Source organism: Enterococcus sp. AMC1086, assembly GCF_058216575.1.
Genome location: NZ_CM177100.1, coordinates 2,191,446 through 2,211,569 on the forward strand (window position 1 = coordinate 2,191,446; position 20,124 = coordinate 2,211,569).

The following is a 20,124-nucleotide window of genomic DNA, read 5'->3' on the forward strand; positions in this document are numbered from 1 at the left end:
TAGCCTCTGAAAAACCTTATTTATCTCCTTGGTTTTTCATTTGCTGCATCATTTGACGAATCTTCTTCTCAGAAGGTTTTTGTCCCATAGACATCATCATCATTCGTAACATTTCCTCATTAACGGGAGGATTCTTTTTGAAATAATCTTGCATATATTTGCGCGCAAGGAAAAATCCACCTGCTGCACCTGCTAATAAAGCGATAATCGCGATTAGTACTACTAAACCTGTTGACATATAAATTTCTCCTTTCTATTAGAAAAGTTGAATAAGAACTTCTGCTTGTCGTATGATGCAGTCACTATTCTTATCAAACTTACTGTTTCTCATTCTAAATAGGGTTATACATTCCCATTTTTATAAATTGCTCTCAAGAAATCATTTTACTAGAAACAGACCAAAAAGAAAAGCTCTTTTGTCATATTCCTCACAAGAAATTTACGAAAGACCATTTCTTCCTATTTTTATCTAACTTCACGAATGATTCTTTATAAAAAAGCAAATTTCCATTGAGATTGATATCATCTCATCTTACTGTGCTTCAATTTTTTCCAATAAATCTGGATCGAATTTTTGTGACTTCAACATTGCAATTTCGAAGCCATAAGGTGGTTTGCTTGTTTTTTTGTCTGCGCCAACGTAAGGTGTTTCTAAAATTTTAGGTAACTCTTTCAATTTTTCATGATGAACGACTTTATTTAGTGCCTCAAAACCAATTGTTCCAAAACCGATGTTTGCATGGCGATCTTTGTGAGAGCCCATTGGATTTTTAGAGTCATTCACATGGACCACTTTCAAACGATCCAAGCCAATGATCTTATCAAATTCTTCTAAAACACCATCAAAATCATCTTTTACGTTATAACCAGCATCGTTTATATGACAAGTATCCATTGTGACAGATAATTTTTCATTTAGTTTCACTCCGTCAATGATCGTTGCCAACTCTTCAAATGTCCGACCTAATTCAGTTCCTTTACCTGCCATTGTTTCCAATGCAATTTGTGGCACTTGTTCTTTCCATAAGACTTCATCAAGTCCCTTGATGATCTGCTTCAATCCAGCATCAACACCAGCTCCTACATGAGCTCCTGGATGAAGTGTGATTTGTTTTGCACCTAATGCATGCGCACGTTCAATTTCTTGACGTAAAAAAGAGGTAGCAAATCCAAAATTTTCTAATTTGATCGTATTTCCTAAATTAATAATATAAGGCGCATGAACAACAATATTGCTTAAGTCATGTTCAGCCATATACTTTTGACCGGTTTCAATATTCATTTCTTCAATTGGTTTACGGCGTGTATTTTGCGGCGCACCAGTATAGATCATAAAGGTTGTTGCACCATAACTTGCAGCTTCTTCTGCTGAACCTAATAACATTTTTTTACCACTCATACTAACATGTGAACCTAATAACATAATGATCCTCCTAATTTTAAAAGCTGAATGAGTTCGCTCAGCCTCGACTGGAAAATAGGAAAAAATGACTGAGATGCTTTTTATCTCATTCCTTTTTTATCTTTTTACCGAGAGGCTAACTCGTGAAGCTAGATAATTTTAAAAGCTGAATGAGCTTGCTCAGCCTCGACTGGAAAATAGGAAAAAACGACTGAGATGCTTTTTATAACAAGTCCACTTCAGCTTTTTTCCAAAGATTAACCTGATTTTTGGTTGACTCTCTACATCGTTTTGATAAAATCAACGAATCTTACACTCTTTAAAAGAGTACGGGAAACCAGTAAAAAAAACAATCTTTTTGCTTTTTGAATCAAATGATATCTACTTTATATTTTTTCTGTAGAACAGGTGTAACAAGTGATCCATTCTTCTACCGAAAGTTTACGAACTAATTCTCCAATCAACTCATAAGGAATATTTTTTGGATTGCTAAACCGAATACAACTTTTCCCCATATTCAGCTTTGTTGGAACAGTTTTTTGGTATTCTTCTTGAAACCAAGATAATAATTCTTTATTTTCCATGATTCCCATATGATACAATGATAAATGATTTTTCTGAGCAGCTAAACTAATAAAGGGCAACGGTTCATCTTCTCTACCTAAATACCCATTCGGAAAAACGCTCAAAGGAACAACATAAGTAGGCATCCCATACTGCATTTGCAGCACAAAGCCTTCTGGTATATTCTCAGCAATGACTTTTGCTAACTGCTGATAAGAATCTTGCCACTTCTCATCAATATTTTTTACATATTTTTGAACTTCATCCATAAAAACTCATCTCCTATTTGGTCCTTTTTGTATCTAAATGATTTTTAGCCTTCTATTCGATTCTACAATGCAGCATTATTTTACCATATAAATAGGACTTCTTCATTCTTTACATTTTATCTAAATAGAAAAATAATCCTTCATGACACCGTGGTATACTATACATGTTAATTAAATGAAGAAAGTAGGAAGACCTTATGACTATTATTGAAGATTATATCGCAAACACACCAGAAGATCGCCAAGCAAAACTTACACAACTCTACATTACGATCAAACATCTTATTCCAGAAGCTACAGAAAAAATGTCTTATGGAATGCCAACTTTTTATTTGAATGGTAACTTAGTTCATTTTGCTAATGCTAAAAACCATATTGGTTTCTACCCTGCTCCGAGTGCTATTAAAGCGTTCCAAAGTGAATTAACTGAATTTAAAACCAGTAAAGGCGCGATTCAATTTCCTTTAAATGGTGAATTACCCGTAGAATTGATCAAAAAAATCGTCTTATTTAGATTAGAAGAAAACACTCAAAAATAAAAACGAGTGTAAGTGTATCCTAATCTTTTTATGAAGCAAACCAAGACTAAACCTATCTTTTTTGTCTATTTATATTAAGTTTTTTTGATTAAATCATCATAAATACTTGAACAACTGTTCAATATAGACTTTTTTTGCTATAATATCACGGAATGTATCATTATATTGAGGTGAAGCTTTTGGACAACCAGAATAATTCCCATAAAACGGAACAACATTCTAAAAAAGTACCAGAAAAGAAAAAGATTTTTTTAATTATAAATGTAGTGATTCGTGTATTGCAATCATTATTTGTCTTAGCAGTTGTTCTTCTACTTTTAGGTGGCGCTTTAGGACTTGGAGTCGGTATGGGGTATTTTGCTTTTCTAGTTGAAGATACGCAACCACCAACCAAAGAAGAACTTCAAACAGAAATCAGCGATATCAGTGAAGTTTCCAGAATGACATATGCTGACGGTACGAACATTGCGATGATTAAATCTGATTTAGTCAGAACAAGAGTTGACGGAGAACATATCTCCCCTCTTTTGAAAAAGGCGATTATTTCTACTGAGGACGAATACTTCGAAGAACACAAAGGTGTGGTTCCAAAAGCAGTGATTCGTGCCTTGGTTTCTGACGCGACAGGTATCGGCGGATCGTCTGGGGGATCGACATTAACACAGCAGCTAGTGAAACAACAAATTTTAACAGATGAAACAACGTTCAAACGAAAAGCCAATGAAATTCTGCTGGCCTATCGTATTGAAAAGTATTTTTCAAAAGATGAAATCGTCACTACTTATCTAAATGTTTCTCCATTTGGACGAAATAACAAAGGAGAAAACATCGCAGGTGTTGAAGAAGCAGCGAAAGGTCTTTTTGGCAAAAATGCCAATGATCTAACTCTTCCTCAAGCAGCCTTCATTGCTGGGCTTCCACAAAGTCCGATCGTTTACACACCTTACAGTAATACAGGTGCCTTGAAAGAGGATGAAAACTTAGCTTATGGGATGAAACGAAAAGATTTTGTTTTATTCAGTATGTATCGTGAAAAAGCTATTACCAAAGAAGAATATGAAGCCGCGAAAAATTATGATTTGAAACAAGATTTCCAACCGCAACAAGAATCTAATCAAAATACTGAAAGCTACCTATACAATGCTGTGCTGGAGCAAGCGACTAATACAGTGATGGATATCAATATTGAAAAAGCCGGTGTAAAAAAAGAAACTCTTGATGAACTTGGGCTTTCTCAATATAAAGATCAAGCACGAAAAGAAATTCAAAATCGTGGTTATACAATTCAATCCACAATTGATCAAGTTGTTTATGATAGTATGCAAAATGCTGTAGCAAACTTTGGTTATATGTTAGATGACGGTTATGGCGCAGGGCTTGTTGAGACCGGAAATGTTTTGATGGACAATAAAACGGGTAAAATCATCGGCTTTGTAGCTGGTCGTGACTTTAATGTTAGCCAAAGTAATCATGCCTTAGACACAGTCCGGCAAGTTGGTTCCACGATCAAACCTATTTCAGTTTATGGACCTGCAATCGATCAAGGAATGATTGGGTCAGAAAGTCGATTAGCCAATTATCCTACTACATACCGTAGTAGTGGCAAAGAGCTAGCTAATGCCACAAATTCTGGAACAAATACATTTGACACTGTCCGTCATTCATTAGAATGGTCGTATAATATTCCCGTTTACCATCTAAATGAAGCAATGAAAGCACAGATGGGCGATGATAATTTCTCTTACACTAACTATTTAAGTAAAATGAATTATCCTGCTAGCGATGCTTGGGCTTATGAATCAGCACCTTTAGGATCTGTTGAAACAACCGTTCTAACTCAAACGAATGGTTTTCAGACACTGGCCAACAAAGGACAATATCAAAAAGGCTACATGATCGATAAAATCACAGACAACAGCGGAAACGTTATTTATGAACATAAAGATGAACCTGTTCAAGTCTATTCTGAAGCCACTGCTTCAATTATGAATGATATGATGCGTTCAGTCTTAGACTCAAAAATAACAACCCCGTTCAAAAATATGGTCAACGGACTCAACCCTGCTTTTGGAAATGTCGACTGGATCGGTAAAACAGGAACAACAGATGCATACAAAGATGCTTGGTTAGTCGTTTCTACACCAACTATCACCTTAGGTTCGTGGACAGGTTACGATAATCCTACGGCAATGAGTCCAAATAGTGGTGATCAAAATAGTGCCTATTTAGCTAATCTAGCAAATGCTATCTATTCAGTAAGACCTGATCTATTCGGTACTGGTGAAAAATTCACCCTTTCAAAAGACGTAATCAAGTCAAATGTCTCAAGTTTTACGGGAGAAAAACCTGGAACCTTTACTTACGACGGTGGAACGTACACAGCTCCTGGACCAAATATTGAATCATTTTATGCAAAAGACGGCGCTCCGAAAAGCCAATACAAATTCGGGTATGGCGGATCGGATGCCAATTACAATGCTTATTGGGGGCGTTACGCAAAACCCTCTCCCCCTTCTTCAACAACTCCATCCTCTTCAGAGAAGAAAGAAGAAAAGAAAAAAGAAGAGGAGAAAAAAGAAAATACGACTCCAACATCAAGTAAGACTAATAATGAATAAAAAAAAACCGCTGATTTCTCGGCGGTTTTCTTTTTTTGATATAGAAAAATTTATACTACAAAAAACGAGGCTAGGATCTAACTCGTAGAGTTAGATCCTAGCCTTAAATCCGAATAAACGGTGAGAGCAGTAACTCCTCTTTTTTCTTGGAGTTAAACGCTTTGTCTCACTCTCGTTAAACGTATTATTTAGTTGAACCTTTTTGATCCATACCATATGGTAAGATGACTGTCTTATCTTCGATTTCTTCTTTGTTCATTAGTTTTGTCAATAAACGCATTGATACAGCACCGATATCATACAAAGGCTGTGTCACGCTTGAAAGACGTGGACGAGAAACTTCAGTTAGCAACGAATTATTACTTGTGATGATTTCGAATTCTTCTGGCACTTTCACACCAGCATCGATCATACCATCCAATAAGCCAATCGCTAATTCATCATCCGTCACATAAGCTGCTGTCGCACCACTATTTCGAATACGTTCAGCTAATGAGATACCTACTTTAAACTTATACTCAGATTCAAAAATCAAGCCTTCGTTGTATGTCAAACCATTATCAGCAAGCGCTTCTTTATAGCCTTTGATCCGATTTTGACCATTGATCGGATCAATCAATGCACCGCTGACAAATGCAATTTTTTTATTGCCATTTTTAGCTAATAAGTTTGTTGCATCTTTTGTTGCTTCCTTGTAATCAATATTTACACTACCTACTTGTTCATCAGGATCGATTGAACCGGCCAAAACAACAGGTGTTTTAGAGCGAGAAAACTCACCGCGGATTTCATCCGTGATATGATGCCCCATAAAAATGATTCCATCAACTTGTTTCGCTAAAAGATTGTTTAATACATTGACTTCTTTTTGATCGTTGCTATCCGAATTTGCTAAAATAATGTTGTATTTGTACATTGTTGCAACATCATCGATTCCTCGTGCTAAAGAGGCAAAAAAGATATTACTAACATCTGGGATGATAACTCCCACAGTCGTAGTCTTTTTACTTGCCAAACCACGTGCTACAGCATTGGGACGATAATCCAAGCGATCAATTACTTCTAACACTTTTTTTCGCGTAGCGGGTTTTACATTGGGATTACCATTGACTACACGGGATACTGTCGCCATCGATACATTCGCTTCACGAGCAACATCATAAATGGTGATTGTTTGTTTTTCCATGTTAATTCTCCTAAATATTTATATTTTTTTCATTTTCTGAAAATGCTGTTTACATTTCTCACTAAGAATATCAGAGTTTTTTTATTTTTGCAACCGTTTTATCCTATTTTCATGAAAATTTACTCTATATTTCAAAAAGCGCTTTATAGCATTTCGTGGTATGATAAAGATAAGTTTTACAGTAACTAGCTCTAAAAGAAAGAAGGATATCTATGAATCAAGAAAAATTGAATGATCTAAAAAAATGGATGGTAAGTGAAAATATCGAGCTCACTTATATTAGTGACCCTGGGCATATTGCTTATTTTTCTGGCTACAAAAGTGATCCTCACGAACGAGTGTTAGCCTTATTTATCCCGTTAGATCATGACCCTTTTTTATTTACTCCAGCTTTAGAAGTTGAAGATGCTGAAAAAAGCTCATGGTCATATCCCGTCTATGGTTATCTTGATAGTGAAAATCCATGGGAAAAAATCGCCAGTTTAATTAAAAAAAATGGAAACCCAAGTAAAATTGCCACTGAAAAAGACTCTTTAACAGTTGCCCGTTTTGACAGTTTAAACTATTACTTCCCAAACAGTGATTTTTCAGCTAATGTTACACCTCTCATTGAAAAATTGCAATTACTGAAAACTCCCTCTGAAGTAGCTAAATTGATGGAAGCTGGAGATTGGGCGGATGTTGCTTTAGAGATTGGTTTCAAAGCGATTAAAGAAGGAGCCAGAGAACAAGAAATACTAGCCGAAATCGAATATCAACTAAAACGACAAGGAATTCGTTCAATGAGCTTTGATACGTTAGTCCTAACTGGAAAAAATGCGGCGAGCCCACACGGTAATCCTGGAAATACAGCTGTTGCAAAAAAAGACTTGGTTTTATTTGACTTAGGTGTAGTTTACAACGGTTATTGCAGTGACGTAACACGAACAGTTGCCTACAAAGAACCTACTGATTTTCAAAAAGAAATCTATTCAATCGTTTTAGAAGCACAATCAAAAGCGATGGATGCTGTTAAACCTGGAATCACAGCAGGAGAATTAGATGGAATCGCTCGTGGTGTCATTAGTAGTTATGGCTTTGGTGAATACTTCAATCACCGTCTAGGTCACGGTATTGGAACTACAGTTCACGAATACCCTTCTTTAGTAACTGGAAATAATTTGGTTATTGAAGAAGGTATGTGCTTCTCTATCGAGCCAGGTATTTATATTCCAGAAAAAGTCGGCGTTCGCATCGAAGATTGTTTACATGTAACTAAAACTGGTTGTGAAGCTTTTACAAAAACACCAAAAGAATTAATAATTATCGATTAAAAAAAAACCAGCACGAGAGTGTAAAATAAACTGTGTAAGTAGCTAATTCTAGATAAGTTACTTATACAGTTTTTCTCTTCGTGTAAAGAAAATTCAGATAAAATAAAAATGAAAGGATGCGAGAATATGGCAAGACAGAAAAGAGATTCTAAAACCGTCGAACTAGCGAAAACTATTCTAGAAAACTACAATCCTGAAAATGTCGATGACATGCAAGAAGCGCTAAAAGATATTTTTGGTCCCTTATTTGAACAAATGCTTCAAGGCGAAATGACCCATCATTTAGGCTACGATATTCACTCAAAACAGGAGAAAGAAACGAACAATCGAAGAAATGGATTCGGCTCTAAGAAAGTAAAAACAAGCTTTGGAGAAGTCCCTATTGATGTACCTAGAGACAGAGAAGCCACGTTTGAACCAGAACTTATTAAGAAACGTGAACGGGATGTTTCAGCTATCGAATCAAAGGTTTTGTCCATGTATGCCAGAGGCATGTCTCAAAGAGACATCGCTCATACCATTGATGATATTTATGGGTTCTCCATTTCTCACGAAATGATTTCTACAATCACCGATTCTGTTCTTCCAGAACTGGAGGAATGGCAAAATCGCCCTTTGGCGAAGTGTTATGCCTTTGTTTTTGTGGATTGTATGTATGTGACGTTAAGAGAAAATTATGAAGTCAAAGAATACGCTGTTTATACAATTCTTGGCTATGATTTAAAAGGAAAAAAAGATATTTTAGGGTTGTGGTTGAATGAAACCGAGAGTAAAAACCGCTGGATGCAGATTTTTGATGAATTGAAATCTCGCGGTGTACAGGACATTTTCTTTATGTCTATGGATGGTGTTTCTGGTCTTGAAGATGGAGCAAAATCTATTTTTCCAAAGGTGATCGTTCAACGCTGTATCGTCCATTTAGTGCGTAATGCGCTTCGGTATGTTCCTTATAAAGACTACAAGGAATTTTCTCGGGAAATGAAAAAGTTTTATGGTGCTCCTTCGTTAAAAGCTTGTCAGAGTGCTTTTGATGCCTTTCAAAAACGGTGGTCACACTACTCAGGTGCTGTAGAGGTTTGGAAACGTAATTTTTCTCATGTGGAACAACTTTATGATTATGGTAGCGCAGTGCGTAAAATTATGTACACAACAAATGCCATTGAAAGTATTCATTCTAGCTTTAGAAAAGTAACTAAAAAAGGCGCATTTCCAAATGAAACCGCCCTTTTAAAGCTTCTTTATCTACGAGTAAAAGAATTAGAAAAGAAATGGAAAGCTGGTTTTATTCCCAATTGGCCAATGGTCTTAAATCAATTAATGGCGAATGAACAGTTTTCTGAGCGCATCAACACTTATAGCTTATATATTTCCTAGTCACTGTTGCATCAAAAAAGAACATCAAATTTTCCTTTTTTGGTAAGGTTTCTTTCTTATACCCTTTTAACCGAAGGTTATTTAGGAATGGTTTAATGTTCTTTTTCGTTCTTAAATTTGTCAGTTACACACTTTAGTTGACAAACCCACCAGCACTCTAATTAGAATGCTGGTTTTTTCACGGCTATTTACCTTTAACATCTTCTACTGTTTCTTTAACAGCTTTTTTTGTTTCATCTTTTGCTTCTTCTGCTTTTTCAGGAACATCTTTCGTAACTTCTTTAGCTTCTGTAACACCTTCTGAAACTGTTTCTTTCGCTTTTTTCGCTGATTCTTTGACATCAATAAAGATATCATCAGACGCATCTTCTGCGATGTCACCTAATTCATTGACTTGATCATTTACATCTTGAGCAGTCTTTTTAAAATGGTCAGATAAATCGTCTGTCTGTTTTTTAAATGATTCTAAAACAGTATCTGAAACACCTTGTGCTTTACCTAATGAATCTTTCGTCTTGTCTTTCACATTACCAGCTAAATCACCTGCTTGCTCTCCAAGCTCACTCGCTTTTTCTTTAGCGATCGATGATAATTCAGAACTTTTTTGCACAGCATAATCTGTATAATCCGTTGCTTTATCTTTAAAATCGTCTGCTTGATTTGCTAAATCTTCACGTAACTCTTTACCTGATTTAGGTGCTAATAAAAGAGCTGCCACCGCTGCTGCTGTCCCACCAATAATTGCTCCTAAAAAAAATCCGCCTTTTTTCGCCATGTCTATTCCTCCATTATCTTTTATTATTTAGTTGTTTCACTTACTTTTGATGATTTTTTTGAGCGAAATGCTCTAAAAGCCGCGCCGCCTACTTTACTTACAACGCCTGCTTTAGCCGTTGTCTTGCCGACTGATCCGACTTTTCCTAACAAATTTCTGCTAGAATAATTCAACTCAGAAACACTCTCACTTAGTTCTGCAACTGCAGCAAACAACGGATCGATTGTTGCTACTTTTTTATTGACATCATCTAGCAATTCGTTACTTTTTACTAAAAGTCCCTCCACTTGTCTAGATAAAACATCTACATCATTCGTTACAACCTCAATTGTTTTATTTGCTTCATCAACTGTAGCGGTAACGCTATCCACTGTTTTACTTATTTTCATTAATACTAAAACAATAAATACTACTAATACAGCAAATGCCACTGCAGCAATAATCGCTGCAACCTCTCCACCTGTCATCTTCTTGCTCCTTCCATCAATTATTCCATGTTCTTAGAATAACACCAACTGGGATTTTTCACAAATCATTCAATTAGCTTTGTTATCTGAATTATAACAATTTGCAAACAAAGTCTCCACCTTGTTTTTACAGAAAAAGACAGAACAAATTTTGCTCTGTCTAAAAATGAAGCTATCTTATCAAACATTTCGCTTATTTATGCTTAGATTCGTCTTCTTTAGCAAGTTCAGCACCTAATTCAATAATATAGTCACGTAGATTGTCCTTCACTTCTGGGTGAACTAATCCGTATTCAATGCTTGTTTTCATGAATCCAAATTTATCGCCTACATCATACCGTTTACCGGTAAACTCTCTGGCAAATACACGTTGTGTTTTGTTCAATGTATCGATGGCATCGGTTAATTGAATTTCGCCACCAGCTCCTGGTTCTTGTGATTCTAATACGTGGAAAATTTCTGGTGTCAACAAGTAGCGACCGATAATTGCTAAATCACTCGGTGCTTCTTCTGGCGTTGGTTTTTCCACAAAATTATTTACATTATACAATCCTTTGGCAACTTGGGCTTCTGGATTAATAATGCCATATTTTGATGTTTCTTCATGTGGAACCTTCATTACCGCAATCGTTGATGCATGCGTTTCTTCATAATCATTCATCAATTGTTTTGACAATGGAATTTTGTCTTCCATGATATCATCACCTAACATGACAACAAATGGCTCATTTCCAACAAATGCCTTCGCTTGTAAAACTGCATGTCCCAATCCTTTAGGATGAGATTGACGGATAAAGTGAAGATTTACATCTGTTGTTTCTTCCACTAATTTTAGTAAATCTGTTTTATTTTTCTCACGAAGATTGCTTTCTAATTCAAAGTTTGCATCAAAATGATCTTCGATCGGACGTTTTGCTTTTCCGGTAACGATCAAAATATCTTCGATCCCTGATGCTAATGCTTCTTCCACGATAAATTGGATCGTTGGTTTATCAACGATTGGTAACATTTCTTTTGCCATCGCTTTGGTTGCTGGTAAAAATCTTGTTCCCAGTCCAGCTGCTGGAATAACTGCTTTTTTTACTTTCATGCCAATTGGCCTCCTAAATTTATATAGAGAACTCGTTTTCTGTTTTACCATCACGCAGCATGATATCTTTTGCCGCTTTCTTTACATCTTCACCTTCATACAATACCTTATAAATCGTTTCTGTAATCGGCATTTCAACATTTAACTGTTTGGATAATTCATATGCTGCTTTTGTTGTTGAGACACCTTCAACGATCATCCCCATGTTTTCAAGCACTTCGTCTAAGCTATGCCCTTTTCCAAGAAGATTCCCTGCCCGCCAATTGCGCGAGTGAACACTGGTGCATGTAACAATCAAGTCACCAACTCCGCTCAACCCAATAAAAGTCAACGGATTTGCTCCCATTGCTACACCTAAACGACTGATTTCAGCTAAACCACGCGTCATGATTGCAGCTTTGGCATCATCACCAAAACCTAAGCCATGAATTGCACCCGCTCCCAAAGCAATGATATTTTTCAGTGCAGCACCCGTTTCGACACCAATCACATCATCATTTGTATAAATTCTAAAATAGTCATTCATAAATAGTGATTGAACATATGTCGCTGCGGCTATTGTCTCACTTGCAGCAGTAATCGTTGTAATATCATGAACAGCTACTTCTTCTGCATGACTTGGACCAGATAAAACAACCACTCCACGTCTTTTTTCAACTGGAATTTCTTCCATCAAAACTTCCGATATCCGTTTATGACTACCTTGTTCCAACCCTTTACTTGCATGAATGATCAAAGGTTGATTTTTGCATTTTTTTGTAAATTCTTGAGCCACTGCTCGAATTGCTTTCGTCGGAACAACAAACAAAACTGCATCTGCATCTTGAATACATTCCTCTAATGATATCTTTCCTTGGATCGATTCTGGGATCACTAAATCAGGTAGATAATGACGATTAGTATGGTGCGTATTGATTTCATCAATTTGTGCTTTATTATGTCCCCAGATGCGAACCTCATGACCATTTTCTGCTAAAACCTGTGCCAATGCAGTTCCCCATGAACCAGGACCTAAAACAGCAACTTTTTGTTTCATTGGTGAAAATCTCCTTTCAAAATAAGAAAAGCTGAGCGAACTTGATCAGCTCTGACAGAAAGATAGGAACACTTGATTGAGCCGTTTTTTGGCTCCTTCAATTGTTATCTTCTTTCCGAAGAGCTAGTTTGTGAAGCTAGATCATAGAAAAGCTGAGCGAACTTGACCAGCTTTGACAGAAAGATAGGAAAAACTGATTGAGCCGCTTTTTGGCTCCTTCAATTGTTATCTTCTTTCCGAAGAGCTAGTTTGTGAAGCTAGATCATAAAAAAGCTGAGCGAATTTGACCAGCTTTGACAGAAAGATAGGAAAAACTGATTGAGCCGCTTTTTGGCTCCTTCAATTGTTATCTTCTTTCCGAAGAGCTAGTTTGTGAAGCTAGATTAAAATATTTCTATAAATATATCTACCATTCAACTTCTTATTTCTTTAACTAACCAAATTAAATGACAAATTTTATAACTTTCATATTCATTTAACATTTTACCATAGCTCAGCTGTAATAGGCAGTTCTATGCAGCCTTTTTTACAATTCCTTTATCGCGGTCATAAAATTTTACTGTGCCTGTTTTACGTCGAATGATCACAAGCAAAATCGCACCGAAAAATAACACAAGAGAAACAAGTTGGGACACTCGAATACTTCCAAATGCATACAAACTATCTGTACGCATACCTTCTATGAAGAAGCGACCGAAAGAATACCAGATAATATATCCTAAGAAGACTTCGCCTTCTTTTAAGAAAGCCTTCTTTTTCCTTAAAAGAATCAATAGAATAAATCCTAGGACATTCCAGACAGATTCATATAAAAAAGTCGGTTGATGGTAAATCCCGTCAATATTCATGTTATCAATAATAAATTTTGGTAAATGCAATCTTTCCAAAAAGCTCCTTGTTGTCGCTGGACCATAAGCTTCATGATTCATAAAATTACCCCAACGTCCAATCGCCTGCGCCAAAATAACACTTGGTGCTGCAATATCTAAAAATGTCCACGTGGAAATAAAACGATGTCTTGTGAAGAAAAATAACGCAATTCCTCCACCAATCAGTCCACCATAAATTGCGAGTCCGCCATTTCTAGTCAAAATAATCTCAATTGGATTATCAACATAATCTTGCCATTGAAAAATCACATAATACAAGCGGGCACCAATAATAGCACTTGGCAAGCCCCACAACATAAAATCAATCACGTCATCTTCTTTCAAACCGACGCGAACTGCTTCTCTACTACTTAGCCAAACAGCTAGTACGATTCCTGAAACAATAATAACTGCATACCAGTAAACAGATATTCCAAAAAAATTAAAAGCTACTGGATTTACTTGTCCTAACATTTGGCTTCCTCCTAATTTAAAAGCTGAATGAGCTGTCTTGCATCGACGAAAAATAGGAAAACATGACGGTGACGCACTTGGTCACTTTCAGGTTTTATCTTTTTTCCTAAAGGCTAACTCATGCAGCTAAGTAATACATCATAGTAACAACGTTCCGCTTGGCTACTATCAGATTTAATTCCTCTAAGCTTTAGCTCTTAGGAATTGATGAACGAGGAAAATAGTATGGTACTTCATCTCAACTAAAGAGCGTCAGAATTTTCCTCAATCAATCTTGTCAAACGGTCCTCAAAGGACTTTGTTGCATCATAGCCCATAGTTTTAGCACGGAAATTCATTGCTGCCACTTCAATAATGATTGCTACATTTCGCCCTGTTTTAACAGGAATGCGAATTTGAGGAACATCCACACTCGCAATTTCCACCATCGTATCATCAGATCCTAAACGATCATATTTCTTATCCTTTTCCCAAGCCTCTAGATAAACTACGAGCTGTACCTGCATAAACCCTCGAACAGCACTTGCACCAAATAAATTCATTACATCAATGATCCCGATCCCACGAATTTCAATTAAATGCTGTAAAATCTTAGGTGGTTCACCAACAACGGTTAATTCATCTTGCTGATAAACATCCACTCGATCATCTGCAATCAATCGATGACCACGTTTGATCAATTCCAATGCTGTCTCACTTTTACCGATACCGCTATCTCCTTGAATCAGAACACCTAGCCCATAAACATCGACTAATACACCATGTACACTAGTTCTCGCCGCTAAACGACTATCTAGATAGCTCGATAATTCTCCCAATAATCTTGATGTAGAAATTGGCGAACGTAAAACTGCCAATCCTTTTTCTTTTGCTGCTTGTACCATTTCCTCTGGCGCTTCTAGCCCTCTAGAAATAATAAAGGCTGGCGTATCCTTTTCACACAGACGACGCATCACCATCAACCGCTCTTCTGGTATCATCCGTTCAGAAAATGTGATCTCTTTACTACCGAATAATTGCAAACGATTATGAGGATAATAATTAAAATAACCCGTTAGTTCCAATCCAGGACGGGAAATATCTCCAGTTGTGATTTCTCTATTTAAACTTTCTTCATCGCCATAAACGACTTCTAAAGAAAGTTTTTGCACCAGTTGATGAATTTTTACAATTTCTTCCATCTTTATCATTCATTCCTTTCCTGTTTCCTACTCGTTCCATTTTATCATTTCATATGGTAAGTTTCTAGCTATTCGAAAGATTGTCTTTGTTTTGTTTGTATTATTCGTGTATCCGTTCTTTTTATCCCCATATTTTTATTCTGAAAGAGGTTTAAAAAATTCAAATACTCGTTATTCATTGACTAACCTAAATTAATTCGTATACTTAGTTTTATCACTGTATTCGGTCAAAAACAATAAATTGGATGTGCTTTCATGAAAAATAGCTTAAAAGAACAAGTAAGAAATCTTCCACTAACCCCTGGTGTCTATTTAATGAAAGACAAACACGGTACAATTATTTACGTAGGCAAAGCAAAAAAATTACGGGAACGCGTTAGTAGCTACTTTGTTAAAAACAAACAGCACTCAAAGAAAACAATTCGTATGATTCAACAACTGACTGATTTTGATGTCATTGAAGTTGACTCTGAACTCGATGCACTCTTGCTTGAATGTCAACTAATCCAAGAATATCGCCCAATTTATAATCGGCAGATGAATTCTTTTGAAAGATACCAATATATTGAAATCAATACCGAATCTGAAGAAGTATCAATCATTATTCGCACTATACCCTCGAAAAAAAATTGCTTTGGGCCTTTTTCTATCAATCGAAAACTTTTTGAATTAAAACAAATTTTAGAAAACGTCTATGAATTAAACAAAAAAAATTACTGGCAACAATCTTTCTCTAAAAATACAGCATCATCATTTGACCAAGATATCGTAGCTTCAGAAATACTTGGTGCATTCACCTTAAACAATCAGCAGCCACAAAATCGCTTAGAAGCAAAAATGATTGCAGCTTCAGAAAATAATTCATTTGAAAAAGCACTAAAATTCCGTGAAGAATGGCAGTTTCTTACCCGCTTTTTTAATCAAAATAAAAAATTAGTTCTAGCTTCTCAAACTGATTGGCAATTTTTGTATATTCCGATTGGTTCAAAAATAAAATGCTATCTTATTCATCAAGGTATGATCATAAATAGCCGAAAACTTACAAAACAAACTTTTTCTAAATATAAACCGAGCGAACTTGCGAGAAAAATGCTTCCTAATAATAAGCCCGAAACTATCACGCAATTCTCCAAAGAACAAGTTGATTTTATTACTATTTTATATAACTACATTAATCGACATAAAGAATGTCAACTACTCGAACTAGCAGATCCCTTTTATGAAGAATAGGGGAAAAATACCACATATGATCAATACAAAGATTTTTACTAATGCTCTTCAAAATCAGATATGTTTTTTAAATTTACTTATTTTCATCTATAAAAAAAAGGATAAAACCCAACTTATCGTTTAAGTTTTATCCTTCTCCACTATATTTATCTATATTCCGTTCACTAACGATCATATTAACTAAAGACATGATCACTGCCATTAGAACAGCTGCTCCAAAACTGGAAAAGCCAAAATTCATTTCTCCAACGAATGAAGAGGTCATCTTTAAAATCGCCGCATTCACTATGAAGCTAAATAAGCCAAATGTAAGTAGCGTAAATGGAAGCGATAAAATGGTCAACACTGGTTTTACTAACATATTCAATATAGATAGCACAAATGCTGCAATGATCGCCATCCAAATACTTCTCACAAAAATCATATTTGGGAAAATCACTGAGAGTGAGACAAATGTCAACGTATTAACGATCAAACGCTGAAAATAGGTCATTAGAAGTCACTCCAGTCATCATCGTTCACTTTTTCCGCTTCTTTTCTTTGTTTTTGTCCGTTCGCATGCGGATTTGCATTGCGAGTATTTCTATTGTAAGAATTTTTATGACCATAATTGTTGTAGTTTTTATTTCTACCTGAAGGAATCAAGATAGCTAAAACAATATATAGTAAAATTGGACTACCAATAAAGATAAAACTGGCTACCACATAAATCACACGTACAATCGTAGGATCAATCCCTAACCACTCTGCAATTCCAGCAAGGGTTCCTGTTAATACCACGTTATCGGGAGATTTTGTCAATCGTTTTCTCATTTTTTTCACCTCTCATCTCTTAGATTTTACGTTTCTCTTCTAGCGACAGTCAAGAGAAATACTCTTGACTATCGAAAAAAAGAGATTTTATTTCAAGCAATCAAGTTCTACCCACTTATTTATCTGTATCTTTTAAATAAATGTTTCCTGTTGTTGTAGAAGCATTGATTTGCGCCATTTCATCGTCATTTAATCGTCTAAATTGTAGTAGTTGATTGGTTCTTTCTTTCTTCTCACGAATTACCTCATAGTCACTTAAACGGCTATTGATGCTACCTAAACTCGTTTTTACCGTACCTTCAATGCCTAATTCAGTTGGTAATGCAATTTTGACATTGCCATTGACAGAACTTGCTTCTACTTTACGTAGTGTATTTTCTTTCGCTGTAATACGTACGTCACCATTGATCAATGAAACGCCGATTGTTTGAGGCGTCGCAGCTATCGTTATCGTCCCATTAACCGTTTCAATGATATTATCTAAGATTTCACCATCCAAGACTTTGATATCACCATTGACACCTTCTATTTCAAGCATTGTTGCATCAATTTTATTAAATGTGATTGAGCCATTTGTTGATTTAGTATAGACATCTTTTGCTTTCAATGTTTCAACGGTCACATTGCCATTTAATAATTTAATGGATACGTGATCAAATGTACGTTCAGGTAAGTAGAAAACCAAATCTGCGCGAACACGTTTGTTTGGAATTTGGAACGAAATCACTTCATCATCCACGTCGATCTGACTTCTTTCCAAGAACGCTTCAAGCGGTGTTTCAGCATCCATTTTACCATAAAGTTTGATTTTTCCTTCTACTTTAACATCAGGTTGATCCCATGTTTTGAATACGATATTTCCATTTGCTACTTTAACATCGATCAAACTTGCAAGTGGTGCTGGGTAGTTAAATTCATGTTCGAATTTTGTTGTAGCAACACCAGGAACTTTAAAACTAACGTCTTTCCATTCCATATTGTCATTCATTGTTTCTGAAAATGTGCTGAACGTTTTTTTGAGGAATGAACCTAATTGTGATCCAGCTTCACTCATTTTTTCTCCGACTTGATTGATCGTATCAGTTGCTTGGTCTTTCCAATCATCAGGGATATCAAATTTTGAAGCGACGCGATCTTTCGTGCCAGACCATTGTTCTTTGCGAATGTTTTTCAATTCAGCTTCAAGAGCAATTTTTTCTTGAATTCGTTCATCTAAAGAATCTTCTAAAGATTTAATTTCAGTTTCTAGTGATTTTCGTAACTCTAAATCTTCATTTGTTAATTCACTTAATTCTTCTTTAGTATTTAATTCCATCAATTTTTCTTGTGATTCTTTGATTTCTTCTTTAACACCAGCAATTTCTACGTTGATTTCATCTAGCTCAACAGATGTACGATTGGCTTGTGTTGCTAAATCATCTAGAATTTTTTCTAAACGTTCATGATCTTGCGCTTCTTTTGCTTTAACATCTTCTTCAGAAATCTCAGGTTCAACGATTTCGTCTTCTTTTTGATTTTCTAGTTTGTTTAGTAGATCTACGACTTTATCATTTTCTTTTGTATCAACAGTTGTATTTGTTACGTTTACTTGGTCAGCAGCTTTTTTGATTTGTTTTTCATCTTTTTCTGTCGCCATATTTTCTAATAATACTAAAGCTTCCTCTGAAGATAGGATACCTTTTTTAACTAAGTCTAATACTCTTTCTCTTTCTTTCATGGAAATTGCCTCCTTAGCAAATTTTTCACCCGAGGGTGTTTTCCTTATGTACCTATTATGCCTTCTTTTTTATTATTTGTCATAGGACTTAAGAATGAATTTTACCCTGTACTTCCGTACAGTATCAAAAAAGTTGTATAAATGTAAAAAAAGAAGAAGATCATGCACTATACGTGCTATCTTCTTCCTTTAGTCATCATGTAAACTAATCAACCATTTTTAAAAGTTTCTATGATCAATGGTGAATAACAGTACAAATATCTACGCCAGAATCTTTTAATTCAGTATTAGACAACTTAACCCAATAAAGATTCACACAAGCTGATATTCTTTTGCTTCTATAATAAAGTTTCACAATCATATCTTTTTGATTCAGGTTTTAATACTTGGTCAATCATTTTTGCACTAGCCATTATTACAATCCTTTAGTTTGGATAAATGCATGATACACTCAGTTAGAACATTTGAAAAAACATTGTCAAATTATGTTATGTTTCTTCTTTAGTACTAATCTATTAGTATTTATTCATCATGGTTAGTATTTAACTCTGTAATTTTTCCAGTTGCTAGATAAACAATCCATTCGCAAATGTTCGTTACATAATCCCCAATACGCTCCAAATACGTTGCTACATGCAGATAATCCGTTCCACTGATCACTGTTTCTGGATTTGACTGCATCGCCTTAATCGAATGGCTATAAATACTAGAAAAATACTCATTCACTCGAGAATCCATTTTAGCAATCATTCGAGCATCTTTTTGATCAGTTTTTACATATGCAATCAAGACATTATCCACCATTTTTTTCACGTAATCTGACATATCGGAAATTTCTTTTTCGATCTCAGGAATTCTTGTTTCACCTTTTAGACGAATCGTTGATTTCGCAATCGATACTGCGTGATCTGCCATTCTCTCTAAGTCAGAGCTAGCTTTCATAACAGTGATGATCATTCTTAAATCAGTTGTTACTGGTTGTTGTAAAGCAATCATTTCAAAACTCTTTTTTTCTAATTTAACTTCCATATCATTGATTTCTACATCATAATCAATTACTTCTTGCGCTATTTTTTTATCGTGGTTGATATACGCACGTACTGATTTATGCACTGCACTACTAACCATCATTCCCATTTCGTAAAATTGATTATGAAGATTCAATAATTCTTCTTCAAATTGACTACGCAACATGGATGTTCCTCCT

General features: G+C 35.6%; 19 protein-coding genes. 5 read left to right on the forward strand and 14 right to left on the reverse strand.

Annotated elements, in window-relative coordinates:
* Positions 1 to 16: 16 nt before the first annotated feature.
* The 3 genes from AC4BC4_RS10310 to AC4BC4_RS10320 all read right to left on the reverse strand — a co-directional run bounded on the left by AC4BC4_RS10310 (position 17) and on the right by AC4BC4_RS10320 (position 2,235).
* Positions 17 to 238: a YneF family protein gene (locus tag AC4BC4_RS10310; protein ID WP_010760812.1), complete on the reverse strand. Its 222-nt coding sequence runs from the start codon at positions 236 to 238 to the stop codon at positions 17 to 19.
* A gap of 294 nt (positions 239 to 532) precedes the next feature.
* Complete coding sequence (locus AC4BC4_RS10315; RefSeq protein WP_490475634.1) at positions 533 to 1,423, reverse strand: deoxyribonuclease IV; 891 nt, start codon at positions 1,421 to 1,423, stop codon at positions 533 to 535.
* A gap of 365 nt (positions 1,424 to 1,788) precedes the next feature.
* On the reverse strand, positions 1,789 to 2,235 hold the full coding sequence (locus AC4BC4_RS10320) for a DUF1801 domain-containing protein (RefSeq protein WP_438756704.1): 447 nt from the start codon (positions 2,233 to 2,235) through the stop codon (positions 1,789 to 1,791).
* Positions 2,236 to 2,432: 197 nt separating this feature from the next.
* Between AC4BC4_RS10320 and AC4BC4_RS10325 the strand changes: the two genes are divergently transcribed.
* Positions 2,433 to 2,774 (forward strand): iron chaperone, encoded by a 342-nt coding sequence (locus tag AC4BC4_RS10325; protein ID WP_438756705.1) that lies wholly within the window; start codon positions 2,433 to 2,435, stop codon positions 2,772 to 2,774.
* Between the two features lie 152 nt (positions 2,775 to 2,926).
* Positions 2,927 to 5,392 carry a transglycosylase domain-containing protein gene (locus AC4BC4_RS10330; RefSeq protein WP_490475635.1) on the forward strand — a complete coding sequence of 822 codons (2,466 nt, stop codon included), beginning with the start codon at positions 2,927 to 2,929 and terminating at the stop codon, positions 5,390 to 5,392.
* A 184-nt stretch (positions 5,393 to 5,576) separates the two neighbouring features.
* On the opposite strand, the gene ccpA is transcribed toward AC4BC4_RS10330, so the two are convergent.
* Positions 5,577 to 6,578, reverse strand: coding sequence for a catabolite control protein A (ccpA, locus tag AC4BC4_RS10335; RefSeq protein WP_490475636.1), 1,002 nt, complete (start codon positions 6,576 to 6,578; stop codon positions 5,577 to 5,579).
* Positions 6,579 to 6,790: 212 nt separating this feature from the next.
* Between ccpA and AC4BC4_RS10340 the strand changes: the two genes are divergently transcribed.
* On the forward strand, positions 6,791 to 7,891 hold the full coding sequence (locus AC4BC4_RS10340; RefSeq protein ID WP_490475637.1) for an aminopeptidase P family protein: 1,101 nt from the start codon (positions 6,791 to 6,793) through the stop codon (positions 7,889 to 7,891).
* 126 nt (positions 7,892 to 8,017) lie between these two features.
* The gene (locus AC4BC4_RS10345) at positions 8,018 to 9,265 is read left to right on the forward strand and encodes an IS256 family transposase (RefSeq protein ID WP_438755885.1); all 1,248 of its coding nucleotides are present in this window, start codon (positions 8,018 to 8,020) and stop codon (positions 9,263 to 9,265) included.
* A 184-nt stretch (positions 9,266 to 9,449) separates the two neighbouring features.
* Here AC4BC4_RS10345 and AC4BC4_RS10350 read toward each other — a convergent pair whose 3' ends face one another.
* The 6 genes from AC4BC4_RS10350 to hprK form a co-directional block, all read right to left on the reverse strand.
* Positions 9,450 to 10,040, reverse strand: coding sequence for a YtxH domain-containing protein (locus AC4BC4_RS10350; RefSeq protein WP_438756709.1), 591 nt, complete (start codon positions 10,038 to 10,040; stop codon positions 9,450 to 9,452).
* A gap of 23 nt (positions 10,041 to 10,063) precedes the next feature.
* A complete protein-coding gene (locus tag AC4BC4_RS10355; RefSeq protein WP_438756710.1) occupies positions 10,064 to 10,507 on the reverse strand; it encodes a DUF948 domain-containing protein in 444 nt (147 codons plus the stop codon).
* Positions 10,508 to 10,700: 193 nt separating this feature from the next.
* Positions 10,701 to 11,597, reverse strand: coding sequence for a UTP--glucose-1-phosphate uridylyltransferase GalU (gene galU, locus AC4BC4_RS10360; RefSeq protein ID WP_490475638.1), 897 nt, complete (start codon positions 11,595 to 11,597; stop codon positions 10,701 to 10,703).
* Between the two features lie 19 nt (positions 11,598 to 11,616).
* On the reverse strand, positions 11,617 to 12,633 hold the full coding sequence (locus tag AC4BC4_RS10365) for an NAD(P)H-dependent glycerol-3-phosphate dehydrogenase (RefSeq protein WP_438756712.1): 1,017 nt from the start codon (positions 12,631 to 12,633) through the stop codon (positions 11,617 to 11,619).
* A 512-nt stretch (positions 12,634 to 13,145) separates the two neighbouring features.
* Positions 13,146 to 13,976, reverse strand: coding sequence for a prolipoprotein diacylglyceryl transferase (gene lgt / locus AC4BC4_RS10370; protein ID WP_438756713.1), 831 nt, complete (start codon positions 13,974 to 13,976; stop codon positions 13,146 to 13,148).
* Positions 13,977 to 14,218: 242 nt separating this feature from the next.
* The gene (gene hprK, locus AC4BC4_RS10375; RefSeq protein ID WP_438758815.1) at positions 14,219 to 15,157 is read right to left on the reverse strand and encodes an HPr(Ser) kinase/phosphatase; all 939 of its coding nucleotides are present in this window, start codon (positions 15,155 to 15,157) and stop codon (positions 14,219 to 14,221) included.
* Between the two features lie 255 nt (positions 15,158 to 15,412).
* Here hprK and AC4BC4_RS10380 point away from each other — a divergent pair, with 255 nt between their 5' ends.
* A complete protein-coding gene (locus tag AC4BC4_RS10380; protein WP_490475639.1) occupies positions 15,413 to 16,387 on the forward strand; it encodes a GIY-YIG nuclease family protein in 975 nt (324 codons plus the stop codon).
* Between the two features lie 127 nt (positions 16,388 to 16,514).
* Here the strand turns inward: AC4BC4_RS10380 and AC4BC4_RS10385 are convergent, their stop codons facing one another.
* From AC4BC4_RS10385 to phoU, 4 genes are all read right to left on the reverse strand, one after another.
* Positions 16,515 to 16,880: a phage holin family protein gene (locus AC4BC4_RS10385; RefSeq protein WP_490475640.1), complete on the reverse strand. Its 366-nt coding sequence runs from the start codon at positions 16,878 to 16,880 to the stop codon at positions 16,515 to 16,517.
* Positions 16,880 to 17,200 (reverse strand): PspC domain-containing protein, encoded by a 321-nt coding sequence (locus tag AC4BC4_RS10390; RefSeq protein ID WP_438756717.1) that lies wholly within the window; start codon positions 17,198 to 17,200, stop codon positions 16,880 to 16,882. The genes AC4BC4_RS10385 and AC4BC4_RS10390 overlap by 1 nt, the downstream gene beginning before the upstream one ends.
* 115 nt (positions 17,201 to 17,315) lie before the next feature.
* Positions 17,316 to 18,917, reverse strand: a complete 1,602-nt coding sequence (liaX, locus tag AC4BC4_RS10395; RefSeq protein WP_490475641.1) for a daptomycin-sensing surface protein LiaX — start codon at positions 18,915 to 18,917, stop codon at positions 17,316 to 17,318.
* A 522-nt stretch (positions 18,918 to 19,439) separates the two neighbouring features.
* Entirely contained in the window at positions 19,440 to 20,111 is a 672-nt protein-coding gene (gene phoU / locus AC4BC4_RS10400; RefSeq protein ID WP_438756719.1) for a phosphate signaling complex protein PhoU, read from the reverse strand.
* Between the last annotated feature and the right edge of the window lie 13 nt (positions 20,112 to 20,124).